Source organism: Cohnella rhizosphaerae (genome assembly GCF_029525575.1).
Taxonomy (GTDB): Bacteria; Bacillota; Bacilli; order Paenibacillales; family Paenibacillaceae; genus Cohnella; species Cohnella rhizosphaerae.
The window spans coordinates 325,169-340,296 of record NZ_JAPDIA010000002.1 but is presented as its reverse complement, the minus strand read 5'-3'; the positions used below and the strand labels follow the sequence as shown (position 1 = coordinate 340,296).

General features: G+C 54.2%; 11 protein-coding genes and 1 pseudogene. 1 reads left to right on the top strand and 11 read right to left on the bottom strand.

Annotated elements, in window-relative coordinates:
• Positions 1-343 precede the first annotated feature (343 nt).
• On the bottom strand, positions 344-2,326 hold the full coding sequence (locus OMP40_RS05110; RefSeq protein ID WP_277529690.1) for a beta-galactosidase: 1,983 nt from the start codon (positions 2,324-2,326) through the stop codon (positions 344-346).
• A 139-nt stretch (positions 2,327-2,465) separates the two neighbouring features.
• Here OMP40_RS05110 and OMP40_RS05105 point away from each other — a divergent pair, with 139 nt between their 5' ends.
• Positions 2,466-2,801 (top strand): hypothetical protein, encoded by a 336-nt coding sequence (locus OMP40_RS05105; RefSeq protein WP_277529688.1) that lies wholly within the window; start codon positions 2,466-2,468, stop codon positions 2,799-2,801.
• Between the two features lie 106 nt (positions 2,802-2,907).
• Here the strand turns inward: OMP40_RS05105 and OMP40_RS05100 are convergent, their stop codons facing one another.
• The 10 genes and pseudogenes from OMP40_RS05100 to OMP40_RS05055 all read right to left on the bottom strand — a co-directional run bounded on the left by OMP40_RS05100 (position 2,908) and on the right by OMP40_RS05055 (position 15,072).
• The gene (locus OMP40_RS05100; protein WP_277529685.1) at positions 2,908-3,438 is read right to left on the bottom strand and encodes a helix-turn-helix transcriptional regulator; all 531 of its coding nucleotides are present in this window, start codon (positions 3,436-3,438) and stop codon (positions 2,908-2,910) included.
• A gap of 308 nt (positions 3,439-3,746) precedes the next feature.
• A complete protein-coding gene (locus tag OMP40_RS05095; protein WP_277529682.1) occupies positions 3,747-4,496 on the bottom strand; it encodes a response regulator in 750 nt (249 codons plus the stop codon).
• Positions 4,497-6,245 (bottom strand): sensor histidine kinase, encoded by a 1,749-nt coding sequence (locus OMP40_RS05090; protein ID WP_277529680.1) that lies wholly within the window; start codon positions 6,243-6,245, stop codon positions 4,497-4,499.
• Positions 6,246-6,359: 114 nt separating this feature from the next.
• Positions 6,360-8,147, bottom strand: a complete 1,788-nt coding sequence (locus OMP40_RS05085) for a permease (RefSeq protein ID WP_277529677.1) — start codon at positions 8,145-8,147, stop codon at positions 6,360-6,362.
• A 34-nt stretch (positions 8,148-8,181) separates the two neighbouring features.
• Entirely contained in the window at positions 8,182-8,688 is a 507-nt protein-coding gene (locus OMP40_RS05080; protein WP_277529675.1) for a carbohydrate ABC transporter permease, read from the bottom strand.
• 14 nt (positions 8,689-8,702) lie between these two features.
• Positions 8,703-9,068, bottom strand: coding sequence for an ABC transporter permease family protein (locus OMP40_RS05075; protein WP_277529673.1), 366 nt, complete (start codon positions 9,066-9,068; stop codon positions 8,703-8,705).
• 27 nt (positions 9,069-9,095) lie between these two features.
• Positions 9,096-10,026: pseudogene (locus OMP40_RS05070) on the bottom strand (ABC transporter permease).
• 86 nt (positions 10,027-10,112) lie between these two features.
• A complete protein-coding gene (locus OMP40_RS05065) occupies positions 10,113-11,636 on the bottom strand; it encodes an ABC transporter substrate-binding protein (RefSeq protein ID WP_277529671.1) in 1,524 nt (507 codons plus the stop codon).
• A gap of 214 nt (positions 11,637-11,850) precedes the next feature.
• Complete coding sequence (locus tag OMP40_RS05060; protein WP_277529669.1) at positions 11,851-13,341, bottom strand: alpha-L-fucosidase; 1,491 nt, start codon at positions 13,339-13,341, stop codon at positions 11,851-11,853.
• Between the two features lie 45 nt (positions 13,342-13,386).
• On the bottom strand, positions 13,387-15,072 hold the full coding sequence (locus OMP40_RS05055) for a type 2 periplasmic-binding domain-containing protein (RefSeq protein WP_277529668.1): 1,686 nt from the start codon (positions 15,070-15,072) through the stop codon (positions 13,387-13,389).
• Positions 15,073-15,128 lie beyond the last annotated feature (56 nt).

Sequence of the window (15,128 nt, the reverse complement as noted above, 5' to 3'; positions counted from 1 at the left end):
AACAGCGTTACCTGGCGGGGCTCCGGCGTGTTTCGGGCCAAAGAGGCGCTTTACAGCGTTACCTGTCGGGGTTGCGACGTGTTTCGGGCCGAAGCGGGCGCTGTACAGCGTTACCTGGCGATTTTACACTTGCTAATATGACAAAAAATAGTCTCTTTGCAATAACGCCATCCTGCAAAATTACATCATTCAAGTCCCATTGCGTATGGTTTTGCGATCTATCTATCGTGCAGAAGTGCAGAAGTACAAAAGCCCGCACGACAGCACATCCAAGTGCTTCCGTACGGGCTTTCCTTCATTTGCTCAGCTTTATTAGAGCCGCTTCATTCACTCCAGAGCCGCTTCATTCAATCCACTCCACGATCTCAACCCCGTACGGCTCAAGCGTCAACGCCGGCCCTACTCGCGATTCCGTGAGCACGCTCGCAAACGTCCCGCCGAGCGATACCTCTTGCCGCTTGCGGCTCAGGTTCAGCACAAACAGGTAACGCGTTTGCCCTTTGCGCCGGACGGAAATTTGCACACCCTCGGGCAAACCGTCCAGGCGCGTCAATCCGATCTCGTCGGCAAGCTCGCGGAACAGCTCGATATAATAGCGCTCCTCGGCAACCGTGCCGATGTATACGACCCGTCCCTTCCCGAGCTTGCGGACCGTCACGGCCGGCTGTCCCGCGAAAAAGTCGTCGTCGTACCAGGCGATCGGCTCCGCGCCGGCGGGCGTCAAAATATCGCACCATTGACTGCAAGCGTACGAATTTCCTTGCTTGTCCACCATTGCGTGAAGCTCGCCGCCGATCGGATCGTACTCCGATACGGTGACGCCCGCCGCTTCGGCCAGCGGTCCGGGAAGCGGCCGGATCCAGCAGACGTTGTTGTCGTTTTTGACGCCGGTGCGGTTCGTGAGGATCACCGTCGCCCCGTTCCGCGCGCAATCCTCCAGGTGCTTCGCCCGCTCCTCGTCCAGCAGATAAAGGGACGGCGCGACGATGAGACGATAGCCGCTCAAGTCTTCGGCCGCATTCACGGCATCCGTCAAGATGCCGAGCTTCGTCAATGCCCGGTGATACAGCTTCAGGTTGTCGAAATAGTCCATCCCTTCGGCCTGCGGCTGAATCTGGAACGCATTGTACAGCTCGTGCGAATGCAGGATCGCCGCTTCGCCCGCTACCTCGGAGCCGTCGAGCGTCCCGGACAGCCGGTTGACCTCTTCGCATAGTCCGGCGTACTCCTCGTACCGCCGGCCCGGCACGTTGCTGTGATCGATCAGGCCGTGCCAGAATTGTTCGGCGCCGACCGGCGCGCTCCGCCATTGAAAATGAACGACCGCCTCCGCCCCTCTGGCGATGCACTGCCAGGCAAAGGCGCGTATGAAGCCGGGCTGGGGCGTCCGCCACATCGGAAACCAGCAGCCGGGCGGCCCGCTGATCGTCTCCATGATCCAGAAGCCGCGGCGCTTGATCCCGCGCGCGAGATCAAGCGTCAGCGCGCCGCCGTATCCGCTGGTGCCCGCCTTTTCTAGGCTCGTATTCGGATAATAATCGAGGGACGCGAAGTCCAAAGGCGCGCATAGCCGGTAATAATCCAGCGCCATCGGATAGCTCCATATGTTGTGCGTGACGAAATGGCCGGGACAGGTCTCCCGCAGCACGTCGAGCTGAAGCTGCTGGAACGCTACGACCGCATCCGTCTCGAACCTTTTCCAATCCAGCAGGTACGATGGATTTTTGAACGCCGTGCCGCCGAGCGGCGGCTTGATCTGCTCCCATTCGCTGTACGTCCCGCTCCAGACGACCGTGCCCCAGGCGCGATTCAGCGCCTCGAGCGAGCCGTACTTGTCCTTCGCCCATTCGCGGAAGCGAGCCTCGCAGTGCGGGCAGCAGCATTCGTTCAAGCCGAACTCGTTGTCGATCTGCCAGCCGATGACCGCCGGATGCGCCGCATACCTCTCCGCCATTTTCCTTACGATGGTCGCGGAGAACCTGCGCATGGACGGGCTGTTGTAGCAGCGATGCCCGCGAACGCCCGCTTGACGCGTCTTCAGGTGGACGTCCACCGGCAAGACGTCGGGATAGCGCTCCGTCAGCCAGTTCGGCGGCGTGCAGGTGGGCGTGCCCAGGACGACCTGAATGCCTTGTCTGTGAAATAATTCGATGGCCTCGTCCAGCCAGGCAAAATCGTAGACGCCTTCCTTCGGCTCGAGCAGCGACCAGGCGAATTCCGCCAGGCGAACGACGCGGACGCCGGTCCGCGCCATAAGTTCCGCGTCATTCTCCCACATGGCGCGTTCCCAATGCTCGGGATAATAAACGACGCCCATCAATGTCATTTTTTTTGCAGCCTCCCATGAGAGCGTACTTTATCAAATCATCATATCGGATGTCGGCAAGCTGCGATATGCCGCATTATTCTACTGGATATAAAAATATGAAAGCGGCTTAATGCCTTGCAACGATCCGGATGACCGTATGAACGGATGGCCGTATGGTATACTGCTGGCGCTTAACCCGAACGATAATCAGGGCGTTCGCGAATTGCTGGCGTTAGCCTACCTGGAGGTCGAAGATTGGGGAGCCTCGAATGAGCTTCTGGAGCGCTACGAGGACGGGTCCGCCGCTGCCAACTTTAACCGTCTTCTCATTGCATACGTGCGCAATCGCCGATCGCCCGAACTGCCGCAGCTCTTGAAGACGGCCATCGCTCAAAATCGCCACGTCGTCCCTTATTTGCTCGGTAAAAAGCGTCTCCCTCGCGAAATGCCGCACTATATCGGATTCGGCGACGAGAACGAAGCCACAGTGTAGGCCATGACGCACGCGCACCTTTGGAAGGTACGACCCGAGCTGCTGCAGTTGTTGGAGCGAACCCGTTAAGCGAGCGTCTTCTTGACGGCTCGACGCCGCTTCCCGATTACGGCCGCTGCCGCTCCTCGATCGGCGTAATCCCGAAAAATAACTTATAGGCTTGCGTAAAGTGGGAGAAGTTCGAATATCCCACTTTGGCGGCCACCATGCCGATCGGAAGCTTCGTGCTGCGCAGCAGCTCCTTCGCCGTATTCATTTTTTCCGCCGTGATGAAGCTTTTCAAGGAGACGTTCATCACGTTTTTAAACAGTCTCGACACATAATTGGGCGTCAGGTGTACGGCTTCCGCGATATCCGTTCTGCGTATGTCGTTTTCGATGTTGCAGCGGATATGCTGGATGATGGCATCGACCTGCCGCTGGGCATCCTGCTTCGATTCGGACAGATGATCGAAATAGTCCATCACATAATGAATCAGGCGCTCCATATCGCTCACGCTGGAATAGGAGTTAAGCGACCTGTCCAGCCAATCGCTCCCCTCGAAAATGAGATTGACCGAAATATCCGCGTTCCGCGCGATCTGGGAGATGAGCTGCATCAGATTCTGATAAAATCGCTTGAGCCGTTCGGCGTTCATTCCCCCCTTCTCTCGACAGTCGCCCCAGAAAAGCCAACACGTCGTTCAGGATCAGATCCGGCGACCCCTTGCTCATCAATCGATTCCACAACGCCTTGTCGTCCGCATTTTCGTCTGACGTGTCCTTTAAGGGCTGGTCCGTTCGCATAAACACGCGGCCAAGCCGCGAGACGTTGTCGTCCCTCATCGCCATAAGCTCTTTAAAGCGGCCGGCCGCCTCGGCAATCGGAAGCGCCGGGCCTGCATAGCAGGCCATCGTGCATTTGAAATATTTTTGCATCGTCTCTTTCAAAAGGTCCAGCTGTCCTTTAAACGCGTTCAAGCCAAGCCTGACCTGGTCTGGGCTGTAAACCATAAATAAAAAAGCACTGATCGTCCAGCGCGATCAACAACACGCGCTGACCGTAAGCTTCAAACAGCTCGGAAACGATATTGGACAAGGCGAACCACAAGGTGGGTTTATCCCATGCGCCGTTTACGTTTAAATCCATTAAAATATCGATGAGAATCAAATAGATTTGGCTGTCCTTGCTTACCGGGATATGGAACTGGTTCAACACGTTTACCATGTCGCTTTCGCTTGCGGGCTTCCCGGACAGCCCTTCTTTGAGCAAGGCTTGAAGAATACGATCGCTGCTGCCGTAGAGCAGCTTCCCGTAAGACGAATACTTCTCCGTCTCGCGCCTGCTTTTCAGCTTCTGTATCGCCTCCGTCACGGAACGCTCGATATCCTCGTACTTGGCGGGCTGAACAATATAATCGTATCCGCCCAACCGGATCGCTTCCTTGGCATATTGAAAATCGGCATGGGAGGTCAAAAAGATGCAGGTAACGTCATACGCCTTCTCCTGCACCCAACGAAAAAGCTCGAGACCCGACTCTCCCGGCATCTCGATATCGCTGAGCATCAAATCTACGATCTTGCTTTTAAGCACTTGTTTGGCTTCGAACGCGTTATACGCTTTAAGCACCTGACCGACGCCGATCTTGCGCCAGTCGATCCCCGTATAAATGCCTTCGACGATGTGGGTCTGGTCGTCGACGATAAGCACGTTCATTCATACCAACTCCTCGTTCGATTCGGGATGCGGTTCGGCGCCGGCGGTTGAGAGCGGGATAAAAATCTCGATGCATGCGCCGTTCGAATTGGAGAAGAAAAGGACGGCTTCGCCTTGATATTGAAAGAAAAATCGTCGTTTGACGTTGCCGATCCCGACATGCGTCGTGTTCTCTTCCGTATGCGGCGCATTCAACGCTTTTAATTCATCCTCCGAAAAACCCTTGCCGTTATCTACGATCGTAATGTTGACGCAATCCGAATCCCCGTCCTGCAAATATCTCGCTTTCACATTGACGATTAAGGGCTTGTCCCGATAAATGCCGAATTTAATGGCGTTCTCGACGAAGGTGAGTATCGTAATGGGCGGAATCGGAAAGCTCCTCAAACCTTCGTCCATGTCTACGGAAAAATAGATCGGCGTCGATTGCGTCATCGTCTGAAGTTTAACGTAAGTTTCAATGTTGTGAACCTCGGCCGACAGCGGCACGAGGTACGGAGATTGCCGGAACATGTCCCGCAAGTACTTGGACAGCACCAGGATCATCTCCTGTATTTTCTTATATTCGCCATTTTGAGCGAGCGCGTAAAGGTTATTCAAACAATTCAGATAAAAATGAGGCCGAATTTGAATTCTTAAAAATTGCATCGTCGCGCGCTGCGCATCCAACTGATGCTCGTACGCGACGATTTTCAGCGACTTGATCTCATGCAGCATTTCGTTAAACGTACTGCTCATTTGCTCGAATTCGAGAATAGGCGAACGGTTCGACATCCGCACGTCCAAATGACCTTCTTTGATGCTGTTCATGGTGCCGACAAAACTGTTCAGGGGCGTGAAAAAGGAACGCTTGAGCAAAAAATAACATAACGGAACCAACAGCAGACAGACGATCGAAGCGAAAAACAGAGAAAACTGCTGGCCGTTCATATCGTGCCAAATTCGGCGATGCGCGACGAGATAGATCATTTTGATGCCCTTGACGCCAAAGTCGCTTTCGATGATCCGATAACGCGTTTTTCCCGATTTTAAATAAACGGGTTCGCCATTTTGATTATGCTGAAACGTATAATGCGCTTGATCCAGCTCCCGATTCATCGTCAGCAGCTCCATGCGATCGGTTGCGAACAGCAGCGGATTCGCATTCGCCGAACTGTCGGCATTCAACGATCGGACGGCCTTGTTCAGATCGATGATGCCGATAAAGTAAGCGCGATTGTAGGAGAGCACTCTTATTAAATAGGGCTGACCGTTTAACTCCCGTACGAACCATTCGGCCGATGTATAATCCTGACGTGAAACGATCGTGCGCAATTGTTCCGACAGCCCGGACCGGTTTTCCGTTCCCGATCTGTTCTGAAACGCGTTCCAGTACAATTCGTTGGCCGTCGAAAAAAGAAAAAGGCCGGTAATGCTCTCGTCCATCGATAAAATATCTTTGCATTTATTCAAAATCTCGTAAGCCGACAGATAGGCATTCAGCTTGCCCGACTGATAACCCAGCACTCTGAAATTCGTATCGTTGGCGACGGTCGTCGTCATGAAGGTGGTGATATTGGCGATCGATCTCTCGAAGGAATTGGAGAAAACGCCGATCTTGCTTTTGTTTTCCTGAATAATGTTCGCATTGACGACCGTATTGGCCGTATATAAATTGTAGGAAAGCAAGCAGGCCAGAAAAGGCACAATAAACAGAAGTAAAATGACGATCATCTGCTTCTTGTACGAAATTCTGGCTTTTGCGCTCATCGCGATCGGCTCCTTGAGAATGACGAGCAAGACCCGCTGCGCGGCCCGGGCCCCGGCAACAAGTCTTGCTCGCCAATTGTAATATCGCAGCGGCTTTGCAGCCGCTTTACGTCTTCAGATGATTCTAAACATACCGTACATAAAAGGCTGCAGCGGGATTTCGAACACGGATTCTCGCGCCCCCGCCATAGCCGCGTTCCATGACTTGCCGGTTCTAAGATCGATCAGCTTGCGTCCGCTCCCGTCCACGTGCACCTTGACCTTTTCCTGCCGGTCATGGAAGGAATCCAAAATAAACGTGTCGTTGTCGTAAAGGAAAATCGAAACGTGGCCGCCGCATTCCAGGTAAATTTTCAAATCGCTCATCAAGTACTGACGGATCGTCGTCAACACTTCTTTAGGGAATCGACTCCATTCGGCGTAGTCGTCCGGCGCGGTCAACGTGTAGACCGTTCCGTTTCCATACTTGCTTCTCAGCAAGACGGGGAAGCAATTGTTAAGCTTGCGCAGCGCGATCAGGCAATCGCCCGCGTTGCTCATATATTCGATCGCGGGCAGCAGGACGCTGCTGCCGCTCCAGTAATAGCCGCTGAATGCCGCGCCGTCCGATACGAATTCATTCGAACATACTTTTTGATCCGTATACCTGGCCGATGTCAGCTCCTCGACGCCCTTGCCCTGCATCTTCTGCAGGAAGCCGGAGGTCATGCAAATATCTCCGCCCTTCAGCAGATGATTTTTCAGCTTGCCGATGATCGTCTCGTCGGTCGCGCTCGCGGCCGTGACAAATACAAGACCGGACGTGTCCGGAAACGCGTGCGTCGGCTCAAAGGCGATTCCCGCCATGCCCAGATGATCGTACAGATGATTGTCGCCGCGGGCGTGGAAGGGCTCGTACACCGCGATCCCGACCGGTTGGCCGGCCATGCCGACGACCTGGTCCAATCGTTCAAGCTCGAACCCCAGGGCTGGAATATGAACGGTGTCGACGAGCCAGCTATAGCAGAACAACGTCAATTCTTTCCCTTTCGCGAACAGCGTCAGATGGGCCTGCTCGAGAAAGTACGAAATATGCGGCATGCTGCCGAGCGAATCGATCCATCCTCCCGCATTATGGCCGGGTTTCAGATTTTCAAACCAACGCATCAGCGAATAACTGCCGTACCTCGGCAAGCTCTGCGCGGAATGGTTCGTATCCCGGGTCTCCGTACCGGTGTAAACCTGATCGAAAAGGCGAGCCTGCGTCTCCGGATTATACCCCGTTTCCTGATAAGATTCATACCAGTCCGGAAATTTGATGATCATGCTGACATTCGGGTTCGCAGCTTTGGCTGCCCGCATGACGATATTCTCGGACACGTCCGTCATCAGATCCAACCGAAAATCCGCCCAGCTTCGATCCCCTTTGGCCGCCATGCAGCTGGCGCACGTACAATTGGTGAAAAAGAAATCGTCGATAATAATCTCGTCGAACAAGGAGGCGGCCATCGCTACCGTTTGCTCCAGCCGGTCCAGGTCTTCCTTTGTCGTGTAGCAAAGCATCGAGCAAGCGCGCTTGTAGCCGTCCTCGATCGGCGTTGCCTCGCTGCCGATGATCGTGCCACCGCTCCCGTATACGCCGGTTTCGTCGATCAACGGCTTGTTTTTCGTCGTCTTCATCAGCGTCGTCGTGATCGCGCCGGATGCCGCAATGCCTTTGTCGTTAAAAAAACGCTTCAAGGAAGTCAGCTTCTCTGCGGAGATGTCCATATCGTCCCGATGCGTTTCCAAGTAAACTTTTGCGCAGTGCAAATGCTTTTCGAAAAAACGGAAGTTCCGCTCGTATTGCTCCTCCGTTCCCATGCTTTCGATGCAACGGGTCGTGAAATACAAGGCGATATTAAAGTTGGCGTAAGCGCTCATCTACATGCCTCCCATGCCGCAGCCGGCCGCGCGATCAACCTTTGACGGCTCCGACTACGATTCCTTTTACGAAATATTTTTGAAAAAACGGATATACGATCAATATCGGAAGCAGACCCATCACCGCGATCGCCATCTTGATGGCCGTCGTCGGGAAGTTCGTGCCGAGGTTGACCTGCAGCTTGCTGCCCAGGCCGCTCATCATGAAGAGCGTATCGAGGAGCATCTTATTGAGCAAAACCTGCAAGCTGTACAATTTTTTATCGCTAATGTAGTAAAGCCCGTTCAGCCAGTCGTTCCAATAGCCCAGGCCGATGAACAAAATGAGCGTGGTCACGATCGGCACGGACATCGGCAGCACGATCCGGAGCAGAATGCGAACTTCGCCCGCCCCGTCTATTTTGGCCGCCTCCGTAACCGCCTCCGGTATGTTGCTTGTAAAGTAAGTGCGCATCATGATGACATTAAACGCGTTCATCAGGAGGTTCGGAAAAATAAGCGCATAGATCGTATTTTTCACGTCGAAGAGCTGCGTCCACATGATATAACTCGGTATCAAGCCGCCGGAGAACAGCATGGTGAAAAAAGAAAAAAGGAAAATACGTTTTTCCCCGGGAGCTCTCTTCTGGAGAGCGGATAGGCGAACATCGTCGTGACGGTCAGGCTGAGGAGCGTGCCGGCAACCGTCACGACCGTCGAAATCAAATAGCCTTGGGCCACCTCGCCGGAATTGGAAAGGATATATTTGTAGGCGGTCAGATCGATATCCTTCGTGAAAAACGAGTAGCCGTTATGAATGAGGCTCGATTCGTTCGTCAGGGAGGATACGATCAGCAGTAGGAAGGGAATGATGCACAAAACGGAGACGACGGTCAGGCTGATATTGGCAAATAGCTGAAAGCCCTTGTTCGATTGAACCACTTCTTCACCTGCTCTCTTCCGAAATCGCTAGAACAGCGCGCTGTCCGGGTCGCTTTTTTTAACGACATAATTGGCAAGCATAATTAAAATAAAGCCGACGACGGACTGGTAAAGACCTGCAGCCGAGGACATTCCGATATTTTGCGTCTGCATCAGACCGCGATACACGTAAGTGTCGATCGTATTGGTGACATCCATCAGCGGTCCGCTGTTCATCGGAACCTGGTAAAAGAGACCGAAGTCCGAATAAAAAAATCCGGCCGACCGACATCAAGGTCAAAATGATTAAGGTGGGCTTCAGGCTGGGCAGCGTAATATGGATAATGCTTTTCCACTTGCTTGCCCCGTCCAGCGCCGCCGATTCAAAGTAGCTGTGATCGATGCCCACCAGGGTGGCATAAAAAATAATCGTGTTAAAGCCGAACCACTTCCACACGTTGACGATAATCAGGATATAAGGCCAGTACTTGGGATCGGTATACCAGGACACGGGATCGATGCCGAACATTTTGAGGAAGGTCAGATTCATGAAGCCGGTTTCGAAGCTTAAAAATCCGTAGACCAGATAGCTTACGATCACGATCGAAATGAGGTATGGCAAAAGAATCGCGGTCTGGTGAAACTTCTTGGCGACATTCGACGTCACTTCGTTAAGCAGGATCGCAACGAAAACGGACATCACCGTGCCGATGACGATAAACGCCAGATTGTAACCGATCGTATTGCGCGTGATCAGCCAGGCGTCCTGCGTTTTAAACAGAAATTCAAAATTTTTAAAGCCGATAAAATCGCTTCCCCAAATTCCCTTTTGGAAATTGTATTGCTTGAAAGCGACGACGATCCCCGCCATCGGAATATAGTTATTGATCAGGATGTACAGCGTTCCTGGAATGAGCAAAAGGTAGAGTGGCAAATACCGCGACAGCCTTCGCAGACTCCTTCGATTTGCCGTGTTCATGCGACGCCCTCCCCTCGCCCCGCCCAAAGGCCCGCGGTCGATGTCGCCGGGAGCCCTTGGACGGGAGGAGCGATATTTACGAACTGCTATTGCTTATTTTGCGCCAGCCATGCGTCCAGCTGCGTCTGTTTTTCGGCGATAATCTTGTCGATGCCTGCGTTTTTCAATTCCTTCTCAAAGCGCGGGAGCGTATCGGCCGGATCCAGATCCCCGCAATCCAGCGCGTTGACATACTTGGCGAGCACATTGTTTACCGCGGCGATCTCCGGCAGCACCTTCGAATTGTTCCAGACAAAGCCTTTCGCCACGGACTTAATGGCGGTCTCGTTGAATTTGAGCGTATCCTGCCAAACCGTGGGCGAGTCGGAAGCCCATACGTAGGAGATCAGCTCGTTCGGCCATGCCCAAGGATCGACGCTGTACGTCTTGTTGCCGGCATCCATGCCGTCCGGATAGTCGATAATGCCCTTATCGGCATCCTTGACCACATAGTTTTTGCCTTCTACGCCGTAGATCAAAATGTTCGCCAGCTCCGGATTCGTATACATTTCATTCAGAACCTGTACGGCTCTGCCCGGATTTTCGCTGTTATGCGCGACATACCACAGATTGTTAATATTGTTGGTCGTCGAGTAAGGCGGGACAAGCTCGATAATCGTCATGGGCTTGCCGGTGCTTCGCTCGATCTCGCCTTCGACGCCGGGCTTCGTATTGGCGATCGACGAGAACGCCTTGCCCGCTTTGATCAGGCTGGTCGCGCTCTCCGAGTTCGTCGAGCCGTTCGGAAGGAGCAGGCCTTCCTTTTGCCACTTGTGACGACGCGTCACGATATCTTTGTACGTGTCCGTGGCGTACCAGTTGACGACCGTCGTGTTGTCGGTTGTCGCATCTTCCAGCACGCCGGGGTCTCCGCCCAGATCGTCCTTGGAGGAGATGTAGTAGCCCATCGTGCCGGCATCGGATACGAGCGGATACATGTCGGGAAACTTGCTCTTCGCCGCGCGAAGCAGATTCTCGAAGTCGTCTTCGGTTTTAATCGTCGATACGTCCGTTCCGAGCGCCTCCAGGTACTCTGTCGGAACCGCATAGCCATAGCCGGAAGCGAGCTCTTTATTGTTGCGAACCGCGTAAATTTTGCCGTCCACCGAAGTCGAATCCCAATCGGCCTGCGGGATTTGTTCGAGCATGTCCTTCCCGTACTGCTCGAGCAGATCGTTAAGCGGCACCACCTGTCCGCTGTTGGCCGCATTCGGAACGGTAAGCCCCAGGCTCGGCATCAGGTCGATTTTTTCTCCGGAGGAGAGCATCAGATTTCTTTGTTGATTAAAGGAGCTGAAGCCGTAGCGCACAAGCTCGATCGTCGTATTGAATTTGGCCTGCGTGATTTTGCTCGCCTCGGCCGCTACCGCCTTGACGGCTTCGTCGTCGGCATCGTCCGCCATCACGATTTTAACGACATAAGGCTCCTGGGACGTTGACGTCGAAGCGGTTGCGGTCGACGAGCCCGATGAAGAACCGTTCTCCGCGGCTTCCTTGCTGCAACCGATCAACAAAGCCGGCAAGACGACGGCAAGGCATGAGAGCGATACAGCTTTCTTTTTAAAGCTCATTTTTGACCTCTCCCTTTAGCGTAAAATGATGACAATGCCATTGTATCCGCTATCATTTAGGGAAGATATCAATAATGAAGCTTTCTATTATCGAAAATATCGCCTGTTTTGAAGCTCGCCGAATACCCATAGCATCTCCCCCATAGGAAGGGATTATATGCGATACGAGGCGAAGGAGCCGTTCCGTAAGGAACAGCTCCTTTGCAACGAACGATTAAATCTCGATGGCAAGACAGTTGAGATACGCCGTGGGCAGCCGCTCCGGCAGCGATACGACGAGCACCCCGTACGATTGCTCGAACGGTACTTCGCCGACTCCGAGCAGGCGCACGTTTTTCACTTTTTCGTCCGGTCCGATCGAACGGACGACGGCAAGACGATCTTCAGGCGCGCGCATCTGGAATGCGTAGATCGTGCTGCCTTTTTGCGTAAATCGGAAATCGGACGCGCTCCATTCCGCTTTGTCTTCCTTAAAATGATCGATCACGACGCGGGTGCCGCCCTCGCCCGACACTCGGAACGGGCGGGTGCCGTATACCCCTTCCCCGCACACCGCGATCCAGCTTGCCATTTCCTTCAAAATGTACGTGCATTCGTCGTCGATCGTGCCGTCGGGCTTCTGCGGGATGTTCAACAGCATATTGCCGTTTTTGGAGATGATGTCCACGAACATCTCGATGACATGCCCCGGCTTTTTGTAGACCGTCTTGACATGGTAGAACCAGTCGCCGACGCAAGTGTCCGTCTGCCACGGCTCCGGCTTGATCGCGGGCTCCTGGCTGCGCTCGATATCCATGACGCCGACGCTGTAAATCTCTTTTTTGCGGTCCTTCTGATTGTACACCGCTTTGTTCACGCCGCCGTTCAGCGCGGCGCTCGTATTGTACAGATGCGCGACCGCATGCAATCCCGCCTGATAATCGGGATGGCCGGGATCGAAGTCCGGCTTATCCCACGTATTGACGAACGGCAGCACGCCGTCCGAATACAGGAGGTCCGGCTGATAAAGATCGATCACTTCCTTGACGATGTCGAACCAGCGCTGGTGCCACCAACGGTTCGGCGAATACCACGGATCCAGATCGTACATTTTTTTGTTCGGATCGTGGTGCTCGAGGTTCGGCAAGTACAGATCCTCGTACGCAGGATCGTTGCCGTCGTACGGAACGCCTTTAAACGGACCTTCCCGATCCCGGCCTTTGTTCCAATGGAACCAGCCGAACGTGGCGCCCAGATGCTCGGTCAGGCCGAAGGGCAGCCCCCTCTTGACCGCAGCCTGCTTCCAGAGCCCGACGATATCCTTGTTCGGCCCCATGTTCACCGAATTCCACCGGTGGATCTTGGAGCCGTAGTTGAAAAAGTTGTCGTGGTGCATGGCTTGCGCGACGAAGTATTTGGCGCCTGCAGCCACGTACAGGTCCATCAGCGCCTCGGGGTCGAACTTATCGGCTTTCCAAAGCTGCACGATGTCCTTATACCCGAATTGCGACGGATGCCCGTAATGTCTGATATGGTACCGGTACTGCTCGGAGCCCTCCACGTACATATTGCGCGCGTACCAGTCTCCGTACATCGGGACGGACTGCGCGCCCCAGTGCGACCAGATGCCCAGCTTGGCGTCCCGGAACCAATCCGGGCACGCGAACGTTCTCAGCGATTCGAAGGTCGGTTCGAACGGGCCTTTGGAAATCGGTGTCTGAAGCATGTCAAAACCTCGCTTTGCCTTTATCTTTTATTTTGCCTGCTTCGCCTATTTCGCCATCTTGTCGTACGCGTTCTGGTAGATTTCCAGATAGCGCTTCAGCTTCAAGCCGTCGAAGCCCTTCACGTACGCGTTCCACTCGTTGTCGGTGAGCTTCTTCGATCCGGTAATGAACTGCGCCATGTACGATCGAATATAATCGTTGATTTGCGGCCGCAGCTGGTTGACTTCCTTGGCGTCCGCCGTATCCATGAAGATGCTGAGCGGGAACGTTTCTTTCGGCTGCTTGTTCTCGTAGTTGTTCTGCGTCTCGAGGAACAGCCGGTACTCGTATCCTTCCTGGCTCATCGGATCTTTGGGAGCGACCCACGATTCGCGAATATCGCGCGTCCGGCGGGTGATGCCCATCTGATCCCAGGTCTCGTTGTTGGTCGCGGCGGAAGCCATATCGAAAAATTCGGGCTTCAGCATATATCTCGCCTGCCTGCCCCGGACATCCGAGGTTCCGTCCGGCGCCTTCTCCCAGTACTTCCCTTCCAGGCCGTATTCGTTCGTAATCGCGTGATCCTCGGACCACATATAATCCGCCATCTTGATCGCCGCGATCTGCTGCGCTTTGGACGCCTTGTTCGTAATGGCGAACTGCCCGTTGCCGTACGACTTGTAGTATCCCGTATAGGCGACGCCGTTCGGACCGGTCAACGGCGGGATGGACACATAGTCCTTGTGCCGCGTCTGATCCGCCGCCAGGCTGAAGTACAAGCTTGGAATGCCGCCCGCGATGGCGCCGAGCACGTTGTCGCCTTCCTTGTTGGCGACTTGGGTAAGCGCATCGCCGTTTTGCGTGAACGATTCCTTGTCGATGAGTCCTTCGCCGTACAGCTTGTTCAAATATTCGAGGCCCTGTCTCCATTCCGTCTTGTTCGCGGCCAGATCGACCTTGCCGTCCTTCATCGTAAAGAAGTCTTCGTCGTTGTCGTAAATAAACGCGTTCATCAGAAAATTGGAAGGGACGCCGTGCCAGGTGCCGATCGCGCCGGCATAAGGAATTTCGTCGGCTTTGCCGTTGCCGTTCGGGTCCTTCTCCTTGAACGCCTTCAGCACGTCGTAGAAATCTTCGGTCGTTTTCGGCATTTCCAATCCCAGCTTGTCAAGCCAGGTCTTGTTGATCCATGCCTTCTGGGCGTACCAGCAATGGAAGCAGTCGTTCACGTGCGGAAGCGCATAAATATTGCCGTCCGGGGCCGTGATGGCCGCTTTGAGATCGGGATCGTCCTGGAACGCCTTCTTGATCTCGTCGCCGTACTGGTCGATCAGATCGTTGAGCGGCAGCAGCACGCCCTGCTGTCCGTAATCGATCTGTTCGGACTGCGTGAAGTCGCCGGAGAGGAAAACGGAGGGATAATCGCCGCTCGCCATGATCAACTTTTTCTTGTCGGCCGCGTTCGCATTGGGCGTCGCGTCGAATTTGAATTTAATGTTCAGCTTGTTCTCGATATATTGGGTAATGGCGTTTTTGTTGATATCTTCGATGCGCGGGGACAAGGACAAGAACACGTCCAGCGTCACCGGCTTTCCGCTTGCCTGCGCCTGATCGCCATCCGTGCCGGCTGCGCCGCCGTTTCCTTGATTGCCCGTCTCTTTGTCGCCGCCGCTGCATGCGCCCAGGATGAGCGCGAATACGAGCGTGAGGATGAGGACGACGGCCGTTCCGGTAATCCGATTCTTTTGCAAGATGACGCCTCCTTTTTTTAGCTTCCATCGTGCCTGTTACGCCGCCGCTTGCCGGC